The sequence below is a fragment of the Bradyrhizobium sp. genome (genome assembly GCF_049586575.1).
Classification (GTDB): Bacteria; Pseudomonadota; Alphaproteobacteria; order Rhizobiales; family Xanthobacteraceae; genus Bradyrhizobium.
The window spans coordinates 1-12,768 of the sequence record NZ_JBAVCF010000591.1 but is presented as its reverse complement, the minus strand read 5'-3'; the positions used below and the strand labels follow the sequence as shown (position 1 = coordinate 12,768).

The window sequence follows — 12,768 nt, the reverse complement described above, 5'->3', positions numbered from 1 at the left end:
GAACTCGGTTACGCGCTGCTGCCGCTGGTGAACGGTCCCGACGGCACCGACCGGCTCACCGAACAGATCAAGGCGCTGCGCCGTTCGATGGCGATCGAGATGGGCTTTGTGATGCCCTCGGTGCGCATTCTCGACAACGTGCAACTCGAGGCCAACACCTACATCATCAAGATCAAGGAAGTGGACGCGGGCTCGGGCCGGATCTGGCCGAACCAGTTCATGGCGATGGATCCCGGCGGAAGCCAGGTCGACGTGCCGGGCATCCACACGATCGAGCCGACTTTCGGACTGCCTGCGACCTGGGTCGACGCCAGCCTGAAGGAGGAGGCCACGCTGAAAGGCTATACCGTGGTCGATGCCGCTACCGTCATGTCGACCCATCTCACCGAACTGCTCAAGAACAACATGTCCGACCTGTTGTCCTATGGCGAAGTGCAGAAACTCATCAAGGAACTGCCGAAGGAACAGGGTGAACTGGTCAAGGACATCGTGCCGGCCCAGATCACGATCTCGGGCATCCAGCGCGTGCTCCAGCTTCTGTTGGCGGAGCGCATCTCGATCCGCGATCTCTCGACCATTCTCGAAGGCATTGCCGACGCGCTCGCCTTCTCGCGCAACCCGGCCACCGTGGTCGAACACGTCCGCGCCCGCCTGGCGCGCCAGATCTGCGCGCAGAATACCACCATGAACGGCTATCTGCCGCTGATCGCGCTTTCGGCGAAGTGGGAGCAGGCCTTTGCGGAATCGCTGATCGGACAGGGTGAGGAACGCAGCCTCGCCATGCAGCCGTCGCGTCTGTCGGAATTCATGACGATGGTGCGCGACCGGTTCGAACAGGCCGCGCGCGAAGGTGAGTCGCCGGTGCTGGTCACTTCCGCCGGGATCCGGCCCTTCGTCCGCTCGCTGGTCGAACGTTTCCGTGCGCAGACCACGGTGCTGTCGCAGTCGGAGATCCACCCCCGCGCCCGCCTGAAGACGGTCGGCAGCATCTAGCTACCCACCGAGCCCGCCCCTCACGGCGAAGGCGTTCGCCGCGCGAAGCAGGCGGCAGCGGTGTTTGTTTTTAGCCACAGGCAACTGATTTCTTGATTTTCCGTAATCTGGGCTAGTTTTGTTCCGGAATGCGGCAGAATCTGTAAGTAACTATACTTGCTATTAGATTTTGAATTTTCTGGCGCCTTATTGCAAAATGGCTCGCGAAGAATCACGTCTGATCACTGCCTTGTGATCGCCTCTTGGGAAACGATAGCCCAATCTCCACGTTTCTAGACCTGAGGTGATGAACCTGTCGGCGGATGAGGACGACGAATTCGTAAATGGGTAGGCGGCAGGAGGCTTGGATGAATCATTCGATTTACAGCGCCGATCGCTCGACGCACCTCAAGATTGTTGTGATGGCGCTTGTCGCTGGGATCGCGGTGGCAGGCCTTGGAATTTCGGCTCGCACGTTTTCGGATGACGGTTCGACGCAGACCGCGCGCGTCATCAAGGCCGGCAAGCCGGTTGCGGTAACCAGTTCAGGCACGATGGTGGTGCGATAGACATTCAGGAATTCACGCGGCGCTTTACCAGCCCCCCAAAACGCCGTGTGGATATATGGAAGACCCAACTTCCCCCCAAGTTGGCCTTTCGAAAACGCCCGCTCCCCACGGGCGTTTTCTTTTTGTGGGGTACTATCACCGCGGCGGAAGCCGCCATCCTCTCCCTTTGGGAGAAGCTCAGCGAGCCGGCGGGACGGTTTCGATCAGCTTGCCGGCGAAGATCGGCGTCGAATGCGGATTGCCGTCGGGCGATCCGCCAGACTGCTCCACCGTCACGGCGTAAGTCGCCGACTTGACGATGTCGGCATCATAGCCGGCAAGTAGCGGACGCGAGGTGAAGTCGCCGTTGCCAATCACGCCCAGCGAGCGCGGCTTCGGCAGCTTGTCGGAGATCAGCCACAGTTCGAAGCTCGAACCTGGTTCGGCAGATGCGCCGACCTTGCGCACGGTGAAGTTCCTGGTGGCTTCGTCAACTGTCAGGATAAAGGCCGGGCCGCCGCCGTCCTTCTGAAGCACCGCCACATATTGCGCCGACGGCCTTGGCGCCGGCGCGGGCTTGACCTCCGCCACTTGCGTCTTCGACGCCGGCCGCACGCCGCCCGGCAGCAAATCCGGCCTCGATACGCCAACTCCGATCATCACGACCAACGCCGCCGCAATGGCCGAGGTCACGGTCGCAATCGTGCGCCAGCGCCGCGCATTGGCGGCCAACCGGATCACATTGGAAGTGTCGGCAACAACGGGCGCAGCCTCGGCCACAGGCGCGAAAGGCTCCAGCTCCGGTTGCGGCAGCACGATCGGCGCCTGCTGCTCGGATTGACCGATGGCGGCTCTGATTTTCTCCCATACTTCGGCGCGCGGCTCGACCGATCCGACCATCTGGTTGAGCGCGCCGAGTTTTTGCTCCCACGCGAGAACCATCGCCGTGAAGTTCTTGTCGACGGACATCATGGTATCGACCTGCGCGCGCTCACCGGCATCGAGTGTGCCGAGTACATATTCCGCGGCGAGCGCGATATGGTCCTCGCTATAGGCCATCATTCAAATCCAAACCCGGTTTAAAGTCCGAGACACTCCCTGATATCCATCATGCTGCGACGCAGCCATGTCTTCACCGTATTGACCGGTGCCGCGAATTTCTTCGCCAGTTGCTCGCGGCTCCAGCCGTTGTAATAGGCGAGCAGCACGAGCTTTTGCCGGTCCGGCTCCAACTGGCCGACGCATTCCAGCAGCCGTTTCAGGTCTTCCGTCATCTCCCGCCGCGCCAGCGGATCGGGCGTGTCGGCTGCCACCTCCATGGCGGCCGGCTCTTCCTCGATCGAGGTCTCGCTGCGCTTTCGCACCACGTCGATGGCCCGATTGCGCGCAATCGACGCCATCCATGTGATCGGCGAAGACTGCCCCGGATTGAACTGTCCGGCGCTGTTCCAGATCTTGACGTAAGCCTCCTGAATAACCTCCTCAGCGAGATCCTGTCGCCGCAAGATACGCAGGACGACGCCGAACAGTTTCGCCCGTGTGGCGGCGTAAAGCCGCTCGAAAGCAGCCTGATCGCCGTTCGCCACTGCGGCGATCAGCCATACCAGCTCGGCCGGCGTCAGCATTTAGCGTTCCCCAAATCGCGATGCTCGATCATGTCGTTTGCCGGAAAGCAGCCCCGGGTGAGTAGGTGTCCTAGTGGTCCGATTCTAACATTTGCATCCCGCTCTGGCTCGCACTTTTGCAATTGTTGGAATCAAAGGACCACTAGCAAATATGGTTTCTAGTGGAGATTGGATTTGACATTCGCATCACGAATTCCCGGCTACGGGGTAGCGAATGTCAAATCCACTCCACTAGTGTGTCGTATCACATCTTGAGCCAAATCAGTCCACGGGGAAACAGTCCGAACCACCATGAAAAAGTGCGGCAGGGTCAAAGAAAAACCCGGGCCTTTAAGGGTCCGGGTTTCGGTCTGCGAAACGATGTCGAGAGATCAATCGAGAGATCAATAAAGCCTTACGCGATGGCGCCGATCCGGGCGCGCATCAATCCGATGCTGTCGAGGTCGGCCTGTTCGCGGGCGCTCTCCTCGGCGCGCTCACGCGCCTGATCGCGCTCGTCGAGAAGTTCGACCTTCTTGAGTTCGTCAAAGGCTTCGGCCAGAAGGCCGCGGGCCTCTTCGAGTTGAACGCGCAGTTCCTCGGCCGAACGGGTGAGGTTTTCGCGGCGCTGGATCGCGGCCTTGGCGTAGGTCGGGTAGGCAAAGTGCGACGGGTCGTTGATTCCGGCGCGTTCCTGCTCGCTCTGGATTTCGCGCTCCAGGTCGACCGACATGCGCTGGAAATCAGCGATCATGCCCTCGATCTGGGAGACCCTGCGGCGCTTTTCATCGACCTGAAATTTCTTCAGGCGGATCAGCGTTTCACGTGACTTCATCGACTCATACTCCCCAGAAGTCCCAATTTGTCTAAGGGACAGCACCGGCTCCCCTGCGGGGCCCCGCCGGCCTTACACCTGATGTGAGGCGGATGATGGCCTGACAAAGTTAGCGTTCCGTTTCCAAATCCCGCAGGATTTGATCCAACCGCTCATAACCTTCGTTAAATCCGGTCGATTCGTCCTTCTCTTGGCGCAAATAGGCCTCCAGCGGCTCGTGCAGGCGGATCGCCTCGTCCACCTCGGGACTGGAGCCCGCTTTATAGGCGCCGAGCCGGATCAACTCTTCCATATCGGCATAGGTCGACATGACCTGACGAGCCTTTGTTATCACTGGCAGAAAGGCCGGGTCGGCGGATTTCGGCATGGTGCGCGAGATCGACCTGAGAATGTTAATCGCCGGAAACCTTCCGCGTTCCGCAATCCGCCGTTCCATCACGATATGGCCGTCGAGGATGCCGCGCACGGCGTCCGCGATCGGCTCATTGTGATCGTCGCCATCGACCAGCACCGTAAAAATGCCGGTGATAGTGCCAGTGCCGGCGCCGGGGCCGGCACGCTCCAACAACTTCGGAAGTTCGGTGAACACGGTCGGCGTGTAGCCCTTGGCGGTCGGCGGCTCGCCAGCCGACAGACCGATCTCCCGTTGCGCCATCGCAAAACGGGTCACCGAGTCCATCAGGCACAGCACGTCCTTGTTCTCGTCGCGAAAATGCTCGGCGATCGCGAGCGTCAGATGGGCCGCCTGCCGCCGCATCAAGGCGGGCTCGTCGGACGTGGCCACCACCACCACCGATCGCGCCAACCCCTCATCGCCAAGGTCGTCCTGCAGAAACTCCTGCACCTCGCGGCCGCGTTCGCCGACAAGACCGATCACCGTGATGTCGGCATCGGCGTTGCGCGCCAGCATCGACAACAGCACCGACTTGCCGACGCCGGAGCCGGCGAAGATGCCGAGCCGCTGGCCGCGGCAGCAGGTCAGGAACGTATTCAGCGCGCGGACGCCGAGATCGAGCGGACTGCCGACGCGCTTGCGCGAATGCGCCGGCGGCGGCGCGTTGCGGAAGGGCACGGGGGAAGCGCCCTGCGGCAGCGGCCCCTTGCCGTCGATCGGTTCGCCCATGGCGTTGATGACGCGCCCGAGCCACTGCGGCGACGGCCGCACCTGATTGCCGGCATTGCCGATCACGGCGCGACAGCCCCGCCTCACCCCGTCGAGGCCCGCAAACGGCATCACAACCGCGTTGCTGCCGGCGAAACCGATGACTTCGCAGGGGATGAAACGGTTCCCGCCGGTGTCGATCACGATGCGAGCGCCAACGCTCATCGCGTGAATGGGGCCGGCGATCTCCACCATCAAGCCACGAACGCCGACTACGCGGCCATAAATGTTGACGCCATCGATGTCGCTGATCTGCTCAGCAAGCGCCTTCATTGCGAAAACCTTAAGTTTTCACGCGTTTGGGGCTGGACCTTAACTCGGTGTTTACTCGCATCGTTAATCATTACGTCACTGTCTTTGGTAACTGAGGACGCTCGACCTGATTTGGGAAGGGCGAATCTTAGGAGTCGGTTAAACCCGCCTCTTAATGTAGAGCTTGAGCGAGATCGGATACAAAAAACTGCTTCTACGCAATATCTTAGGGCGATTCGAAAAAAATTGCACGATGGGATCTTGCGGAACAGAATCAGATTTTGTTAACCATATCCCGTCAGGATCCGAATCAGTTGTTCAAAGGCGTTTTGAGTGCCGCAAGTGCGGCCGACCTGACGCCCAGGAGCGGCGACTATAGGGGACTGGCATGCGCGTTTTGCTGATTGAAGATGACAGCGCCGTCGCGCAGTCGATCGAGTTGATGTTGAAATCCGAGAGCTTTAACGTCTATACGACGGATCTCGGGGAAGAAGGCGTCGATCTCGGGAAACTTTACGACTACGACATTATCCTTCTCGACCTCAACCTGCCCGACATGTCCGGCTACGACGTGCTCAAGCAGCTCCGGGTCTCCAAGATCAAGACACCCATTCTGATCCTCTCCGGCCTCGCCGGCATCGAGGACAAGGTCAAGGGTCTCGGCGTCGGTGCCGACGACTACATGACCAAGCCCTTCCACAAGGACGAACTGGTTGCCCGCATTCATGCGATCGTGCGCCGCTCCAAGGGCCACGCCCAGTCGGTCATCCAGACCGGCGATCTCGTGGTCAATCTCGACACCAAGACGGTCGAGGTCGGTGGCCAGCGCGTGCATCTGACGGGCAAGGAATACCAGATGCTGGAGCTGCTTTCGCTCCGCAAGGGCACCACGCTCACGAAGGAAATGTTCCTCAACCACCTCTATGGTGGCATGGACGAGCCCGAACTGAAGATCATCGACGTTTTCATCTGCAAGCTGCGCAAGAAGCTTGCGAATGCTTCCGAAGGCCGCAACTTCATCGAAACCGTGTGGGGCCGCGGCTACGTGCTGCGCGAGCCGCACGAACATGAAGAGCGCATTCCCGCCTGATCTTTCGTGCGAGCCCGTAGGCTCACTCCTCCCAGACTGAACCCCGCCGCAAATGGCGGGGTTTTTATTTGGGGATTGAACCGTTGGTTGCCGTGTCGCGACGGATGGGGTTGTGCGATCCTCCCGCCTTACGCACACGGGGGCTGAAGATGATCCTGCAATCGCTCGCCGGCCTGCCGGCATTCCTGGTCTACTTCTGCACGGCGATCCTTGCAGTCGTGGTTTATCTCGTCGTCTATACGCGCATCACGCCGCATGACGAGTTCAAGCTGATCCGCGACAATGATCCGGCGGCCGCGGTCGCGCTGGGTTTGAGCCTGCTCGGCTTCACCCTGCCGGTGGTGAGCGCCATCGCGCATTCCTCCAATATCGTGGACTGCTTGATCTGGAGCCTGATCGCGCTGATCGTCCAGGTCGTGGTCTATTACGTCATCAAGATTCCGGTGCCGAACCTGTCGGCCAAGATCGCGGCGGGCGAACTGGCGCCGGCGATCTGGCTCGGACTTTCTTCGTTCGCCGCCGGCGCGCTCAACGCCGCCTGCATGATCGGCTGACATGACGAGCCCGCCGCCTACGGAGTTCGGCAAGCGCAAGCCGGCGGTAGCGCCGGTAGCATCGCCACCCGTGAAGCGCTCCCGCCACGTCGCGCTGCTTCTGACGGGAACGCTGGCGGTCGGCGGCAGCGCCTATGCGCTGATGCCCCGTGAAAATTGCCAGCCGAACGGACCCGGAATGTCAGCGCCATCGTCGCCGGCTGCGGCCACGGCCTGCACGTCGCGCGCTTCGTCGTGGAGCGGCGGCCATGGCGGTTCGGGCGGATGGTGGTCACGCAGCGGTTTCTACGGCGGCAGTTCGTCATCGTCGGGAACATCGACCGCTTCAGGTTCGACCGAAACCGCGCGTGGCGGCTTCGGCGGCTTCGCGCGGTCGATCGCCGCGCATTTTTCCGGCAGTTAGCGATTCCGGTGCAGCGGATCCCTTGCAGCGAGCGCGACGACTGGCAGGCGACCGCCGAGGCTTGCGGCTTCGACTTTCACACGATCGACGGCGCGCGTTACTGGGACGAGCGCGCTTATTACGCCTTCTCCTTGGCTGAAATCGAAGACCGGATCGAGACGCCGACAGGTGAAATCGATGCGATGTGCCTCGAACTCTGCGATCGTGTCGCCAATGACGAGCGGCATCTGCGCCGCTTGCGGATACCGCAGGCGGTCTGGCCGTGGATCCGCGACTCCTGGCGCCGCAGGGAAGCCGGCCTCTATGGCAGGCTCGATCTCAGCTACGGCGGCAGCGGGCCGGCGAAGCTCCTGGAATACAACGCCGACACCCCGACCTCGATCTTCGAGGCGGCGGTGTTTCAATGGACCTGGCTCGAACAGGGAATCGAGCGGCGTCTCCTTGCGGCAGGCGCCGATCAGTTCAACTCGCTGCATGAGCGCCTGATCGAGGCCTGGAGAAAGCTTGGCGCCACAGGCCACCTGCATCTCGCCGGGATGCTCGAAAGTCCGGAGGACGCCACGACACTTGCCTATCTCGAGGACACCGCGAAGCAAGCCGGCCTCCAAACCACTCTGCTCGACATCGAAAGCATTGGCTGGCGCGAGGGCAGCGGCTTTGTCGATCTGAGAGATGAAGAGATGACGCTCGTCTTCAAGCTCTATCCGTGGGAGTGGATGTTTCACGACGCCTTCGGCGAAAGGCTTGCCCAGGCGCGCACCCGCTGGATCGAACCGCCATGGAAGGCCATCCTGTCCAACAAAGGCATGCTCGCCTTGCTATGGGAGATGTTTCCGGGCCACCCCAACCTGCTGCCCGCTTTCTTCGAGGAGGAGCCTGGCGCAAAAAGCCTCAGCTCCTCCTTCGTGCGCAAACCGCTGCTTTCCCGCGAAGGCGCCAATGTCGAAATGGTTCGTCACGGCAGCGTTGTCGCCGAGCAGCAAGGTCCGTACGGGGCCGAAGGCTATATTCGCCAGGCCCTGGAGCCGCTGCCGAACTTCTCCGGCCAATATCCCGTGCTTGGGAGCTGGCTCGTCAACCACGTCCCATGCGGGTTATCGATCCGGGAGGACGAAAATCCGATCACGGGCAATACGTCACGCTTTCTGCCACACGCGATCCTCTAACGAATGAGCCGACGCTATCGCGCCGCGGCAGCCGCGGCCCTCTGCAGCATGCCGCCCGCCATGCCCGGCTTGACGGCCCGGATCGCGTTCGGGCGATAGAGCCCGCGCCGGTCAGGATAGGGTTTGAAGGCATCCGAGATACCCACCACGGATTCGGCCGCACCCAGCACCATGAAGCCATCGCCTTCGACCACCCTCGCGAGGCGCTCGAAAATGCCTGCCTTGGTGTCCTGATCGAAATAGATCAGGACGTTGCGGCAGAAGATCACGTCGAAGGTTCCGAGATGACCGAAATCCTGAAGCAGGTTGAGCTGGCGATGCTGCACCATGGAGCGGATGTCGGCATTGAGCTGCCACATGTCGCCGACTTGGGTGAAGTGCTTGACCAGCATCTGAATCGGCAGGCCACGCTGAACCTCGAACTGACTGAAAATGCCGGCCTTCGACTTTTCCAGAACGCCTTGCGACAGGTCCGTCGCCACAATATCGACCTTCCAGCCCGCAACCGCGGCGCCCAACTGCTTCAGGCACATCGCGATCGAGTACGGCTCCTGCCCGGTCGATGAAGCCGCGCACCAGATGCGCAAGGAGCGGCGCGCGCTACGCGCCTGCAACAGCGCCGGCAGCATCGTGTCCTTCAAATGATCGAACGGCATCTTGTCGCGGAAGAAAAAGGTCTCATTGGTGGTCATCGCCTCGACCACTTCGGCCGTCAACGCTTCGGCACCCCCCGCCTTCATTTTCAGCACAAGTTCGGTAATGCCCGGCAGGCCCGACTTGCGCGCCAGCGGCACCAGCCGGCTTTCGACCAGATATTGCTTGTCGGAAGACAGATCGAGCCCGGAACGCTCCTTCAGGAGCTTCCGCAAGAACTCATAATCCAACGGCGTCACGAGCGATCTCCTGAAAACAACCTCACCAGTTTTGGCGCGATCTGATTGAGCGGCAGCACCGCTGCGCAAATGCCGGCATGGGCTGCCGCGCCCGGCATGCCCCACACCACGCTGGTAGCTTCGTCCTGGGCGATCACACTGCCGCCGGCAGCAACGATATCCTTGCCGCCACGCATCCCATCCGAACCCATTCCGGTCAGGACAAGCGCCAGGGTGGCGCCCTGCCACACGTCGACGGCGGAGGCGAAGAGCGGATCGACGGCGGGTTTGCAGAAATTAACCGGCGGTCCGTCGTCGAGCGCGATCACCGGCTCTGCTCCGTGGCGCACCACGCGCATATGACGTCCGCCCGGGGCGAGATAGATGTGACCGGCCTTGACTGCTTCGCCGTCGACGGCTTCCCTCGCCGGCCGGTTGCTGGCGCGCGCCAGATGCTCGGCAAGAATTGTCGTAAAGGTCGGCGGCATGTGCTGGGTGATGAGCACGGGAAAGCGATCGATGACCGGACCGATCGCGGCGACAACGGCCATCAGCGCCTGCGGGCCGCCCGTCGACGAGCCGATCAGCAGCGCGCGGGGATTTTGCGACGAGAAGCTGCGCTTCACCACCGGCGCGATTGGCGCCGCGGGCGCACGAAGCGCGGCATCGCGCATCCGATCATGCGCTGGAGCCAACGAGGGCGCCGCCGCTGGATGGGATGAGCGGCGAACCTTGGCGCCCAGATGCCGGATCTTTTGCACCAGATCGTGGCGGAAGGTCTCGGCGGCCGTGGCTTCGCGGGTGCTTTCCGGCTTCGGGATATAGTCGGAAGCCCCGAGCGACAGCGCCTTGAAACTGATCTCCGCATTGCGGCGGGTCAGCGTCGAGGCCATGATGACGATCAGGTTGCGCTTCTTCGCCAGCAGCAGGGGCAGCGCAGAGCTGCCGTCGAGCTCCGGCATTTCGATATCGAGCACGGCGATATCGGGATTGATGCGTTCGATCTGGTTGACGGCCTCAAGGCCGGTCCGCAGCGACGCGGCCACGACAATGTCGGGCTCCGATCCAAGCCAGCGGGAAATCATGCCCCTGATGACGGCAGAATCGTCAACCAGCATTACCCGCAGCGGCTCTTGCTGCACCGGGCCAAGAGCCGCAGGACTTGTCAACGCAACACTCATTCTCACCAACCCAACTCAACCCCGCCGAAATCGAACATACGCTTCAGCGGCAGAACCGGGGCTTGTGAGCCGCCGGATGGATAGACGCGGGAAATCAGATCAGACCGACTTCCTGGAACTTGGCCGTGACGATGTCCTTGTCGAACGGCTTCATGATGTACTCGTTGGCGCCGGCATGAAGCGCGCGCGCGATGTGGGCCACATCGTTTTCCGTCGTGCAGAACACGACTTTCGGCTGATCGCCGCCGGGCATGCGGCGGAGATTGCCGAGGAATTCGTAGCCGTCCATGATGGGCATGTTCCAGTCCAGCAGGATGGCCTCGGGCAATCCGCGCTTGCAGATTTCAAGCGCCTTCTCGCCGTCTTCGGCTTCCACGATCTGAAAATCCAGACCTTCCAGAATGCGCCTTGCAACCTTTCGGATGACGCTCGAGTCATCCACGACGAGACATGTTTTCATTGTCGTTGCCTTTGTCCTAAGAAAACCCGATTGGGTTTCTTCACTACGCGTTCGTCAGATCTCAAGCCGCCATCATCTCGGACGAAATTTCGAGCACCCGCTCAACGTCCAGGACGACCATCAACTGCCCGTCGAGGCGGTGGACACCGCCGGCAAGCCTGGCCATGCGGGGATCGAGGTTGACCGGGTTTTCTTCACGGCTTTCATCGGGAAGCCTCAGCACCTCGCCGATCTGGTCGATCAGCAGGCCATAGGATTCGCCGCGAAGATCGACGCCAACCGCCATCGGCGGCTTGCCGTCGTCATTTTTCGGCAGCCCGAGGCGGGCGCGCATGTCGATCACGGTGACGATGCGGCCGCGCAGATTGAGAACGCCGGCGATCTCGCGCGAGGCCAGCGGGACGCGCGTCACCCGCTCCGGCATGAACACATCCTGTACCCGCGAGATCGGCAAGCCGAACAACTGACCACCGATCATGGCGGTAACGTACTCGGCGACGGCGCCTTCGACGGCTTCGGTTTTGCTGGTCATGCCTTGGTCCATATGCCCCACCTCACGCCGCCTGCCGGTTCATTTCGGCGGTCTGCTCCTTGAGCGCCGCGATCAGGCCCGGGCGGTCGAACTTGGCGACGTAATCGTGGAAGCCGGCCTGCCGCCCGCGCTCAATCGCCGCCGGAGAAACCAGCGAGGACAGCGCGATGATCGGCATCGAAGCCAGATGCGCATCGGAACGGATCGTCTCGGCGAATTCGAACCCGTTCATCTCCGGCATTTCGATGTCCGTCAGCACGACGTCGAACGTCTGTCCGGAACGCAAGGCAACGAGACCTTCCTGGGCGCTCGGGGCGACGCGGACCTTGTAGCCCGCTGCCTTCAGCACCGGCGCCAGCATGTTGCGGAAGAACGCGGAATCGTCGACCAGCAGCACCGACTGCGCCAACATCGAGGGCCGCATTTCCTTGCGACTGAACCAGTCCGAGAACGCCATCGGCAGGAAGTGGCCGACGTCGATCACCTCGGTGGCCTGTCCCTTGATCACGGCGGAGCCAAGGATGCCGTCACTTGAGCCTGCGACCTCGATGTGGAGGCGCTCTTCGACGATATCGATGATCTCGTCGACGACGAGCCCCATCGAGCGGCCGTCGTCGGCGAACACCAGGATCGGCTGCGAGCCGGAGGTGCGGACATTCACGCCGGCCATCTGCACCAGTGGCATCAATTGTTCGCGGTACTGCACCATCGAGCGGCCGTTGGAGAGCTCGATCTTTTCGGCCGCGATTTCCTCCAGACGCGTCACCAGACCGAGCGGCACCGCCTTGGGCTGGTTGGAGCCGGCCCGGAACACCAGCAGCGACGTCAACTGCTCGGCGCCGGCGGCGCGATGCGCCGCATTTTCGTCGGCGATCTCGTGGCTGGCATTGCCGGAAGCGCCGAGCGCCTTGGCGATGCCGTTGGGATCGATGATCATGATCACGGCGCCATCGCCCAGGATGGTGTTGCCGGAGAACATGTCGATGTGACGCAGCTTGGTCGACATCGGCTTGACCACGATTTCCTCGGTGTGGAACACGCCGTCGACCACGATGCCGAAAGTCTGGCTGCCGACCTGGGTGACGACGATGAAGCCGTTTTCGGGATCGGAGGAAGAACCGTCGTCGATCTTGAGCA

The 12,768-nt window shown here is 61.7% G+C and carries 15 protein-coding genes; 6 read left to right on the top strand and 9 right to left on the bottom strand.

Going from position 1 to position 12,768, the window contains the following annotated elements; all coding sequences use genetic code 11:
* Together WB528_RS22185 and WB528_RS22180 are read left to right on the top strand one after the other, a co-directional pair.
* Nucleotides 1–993: FHIPEP family type III secretion protein (locus WB528_RS22185; protein WP_423890709.1), on the top strand; the 993-nt coding region annotated here is incomplete at its 5' end.
* A gap of 347 nt (nucleotides 994–1,340) precedes the next feature.
* Nucleotides 1,341–1,541, top strand: coding sequence for a hypothetical protein (locus WB528_RS22180; protein WP_423890706.1), 201 nt, complete (start codon nucleotides 1,341–1,343; stop codon nucleotides 1,539–1,541).
* 177 nt (nucleotides 1,542–1,718) lie between these two features.
* Here WB528_RS22180 and WB528_RS22175 read toward each other — a convergent pair whose 3' ends face one another.
* The 4 genes from WB528_RS22175 to fliI form a co-directional block, all read right to left on the bottom strand.
* Complete coding sequence (locus WB528_RS22175) at nucleotides 1,719–2,579, bottom strand: anti-sigma factor (protein WP_423890704.1); 861 nt, start codon at nucleotides 2,577–2,579, stop codon at nucleotides 1,719–1,721.
* 20 nt (nucleotides 2,580–2,599) lie between these two features.
* Nucleotides 2,600–3,145, bottom strand: coding sequence for a sigma-70 family RNA polymerase sigma factor (locus WB528_RS22170; RefSeq protein WP_423890703.1), 546 nt, complete (start codon nucleotides 3,143–3,145; stop codon nucleotides 2,600–2,602).
* Nucleotides 3,146–3,539: 394 nt separating this feature from the next.
* Nucleotides 3,540–3,959, bottom strand: coding sequence for a flagellar export protein FliJ (gene fliJ, locus WB528_RS22165; RefSeq protein ID WP_423890701.1), 420 nt, complete (start codon nucleotides 3,957–3,959; stop codon nucleotides 3,540–3,542).
* Between the two features lie 109 nt (nucleotides 3,960–4,068).
* Entirely contained in the window at nucleotides 4,069–5,394 is a 1,326-nt protein-coding gene (gene fliI / locus WB528_RS22160) for a flagellar protein export ATPase FliI (RefSeq protein WP_423890700.1), read from the bottom strand.
* A gap of 367 nt (nucleotides 5,395–5,761) precedes the next feature.
* Here fliI and ctrA point away from each other — a divergent pair, with 367 nt between their 5' ends.
* The 4 genes from ctrA (at nucleotide 5,762) to WB528_RS22140 (ending at nucleotide 8,586) form a co-directional block, all read left to right on the top strand.
* On the top strand, nucleotides 5,762–6,463 hold the full coding sequence (gene ctrA, locus WB528_RS22155; protein ID WP_008138878.1) for a response regulator transcription factor CtrA: 702 nt from the start codon (nucleotides 5,762–5,764) through the stop codon (nucleotides 6,461–6,463).
* Nucleotides 6,464–6,612: 149 nt separating this feature from the next.
* Nucleotides 6,613–7,017, top strand: a complete 405-nt coding sequence (locus WB528_RS22150) for a DUF350 domain-containing protein (RefSeq protein ID WP_423890697.1) — start codon at nucleotides 6,613–6,615, stop codon at nucleotides 7,015–7,017.
* Between the two features lies 1 nt (nucleotide 7,018).
* Entirely contained in the window at nucleotides 7,019–7,420 is a 402-nt protein-coding gene (locus WB528_RS22145; RefSeq protein ID WP_423890695.1) for a hypothetical protein, read from the top strand.
* Between the two features lie 8 nt (nucleotides 7,421–7,428).
* Complete coding sequence (locus WB528_RS22140) at nucleotides 7,429–8,586, top strand: glutathionylspermidine synthase family protein (RefSeq protein ID WP_423890693.1); 1,158 nt, start codon at nucleotides 7,429–7,431, stop codon at nucleotides 8,584–8,586.
* Between the two features lie 14 nt (nucleotides 8,587–8,600).
* Here the strand turns inward: WB528_RS22140 and WB528_RS22135 are convergent, their stop codons facing one another.
* The 5 genes from WB528_RS22135 to WB528_RS22115 all read right to left on the bottom strand — a co-directional run.
* The gene (locus WB528_RS22135; protein ID WP_423890691.1) at nucleotides 8,601–9,479 is read right to left on the bottom strand and encodes a CheR family methyltransferase; all 879 of its coding nucleotides are present in this window, start codon (nucleotides 9,477–9,479) and stop codon (nucleotides 8,601–8,603) included.
* Nucleotides 9,476–10,639 carry a protein-glutamate methylesterase/protein-glutamine glutaminase gene (locus WB528_RS22130; protein ID WP_423890689.1) on the bottom strand — a complete coding sequence of 388 codons (1,164 nt, stop codon included), beginning with the start codon at nucleotides 10,637–10,639 and terminating at the stop codon, nucleotides 9,476–9,478. The genes WB528_RS22135 and WB528_RS22130 overlap by 4 nt, the downstream gene beginning before the upstream one ends.
* 94 nt (nucleotides 10,640–10,733) lie before the next feature.
* Entirely contained in the window at nucleotides 10,734–11,099 is a 366-nt protein-coding gene (locus WB528_RS22125; RefSeq protein ID WP_423879797.1) for a response regulator, read from the bottom strand.
* 61 nt (nucleotides 11,100–11,160) lie between these two features.
* Entirely contained in the window at nucleotides 11,161–11,631 is a 471-nt protein-coding gene (locus WB528_RS22120; RefSeq protein ID WP_423890687.1) for a chemotaxis protein CheW, read from the bottom strand.
* A 22-nt stretch (nucleotides 11,632–11,653) separates the two neighbouring features.
* Nucleotides 11,654–12,768, bottom strand: a 1,115-nt coding sequence (locus WB528_RS22115) for a response regulator (protein WP_423890684.1), incomplete at its 5' end; no start/stop codon positions are given.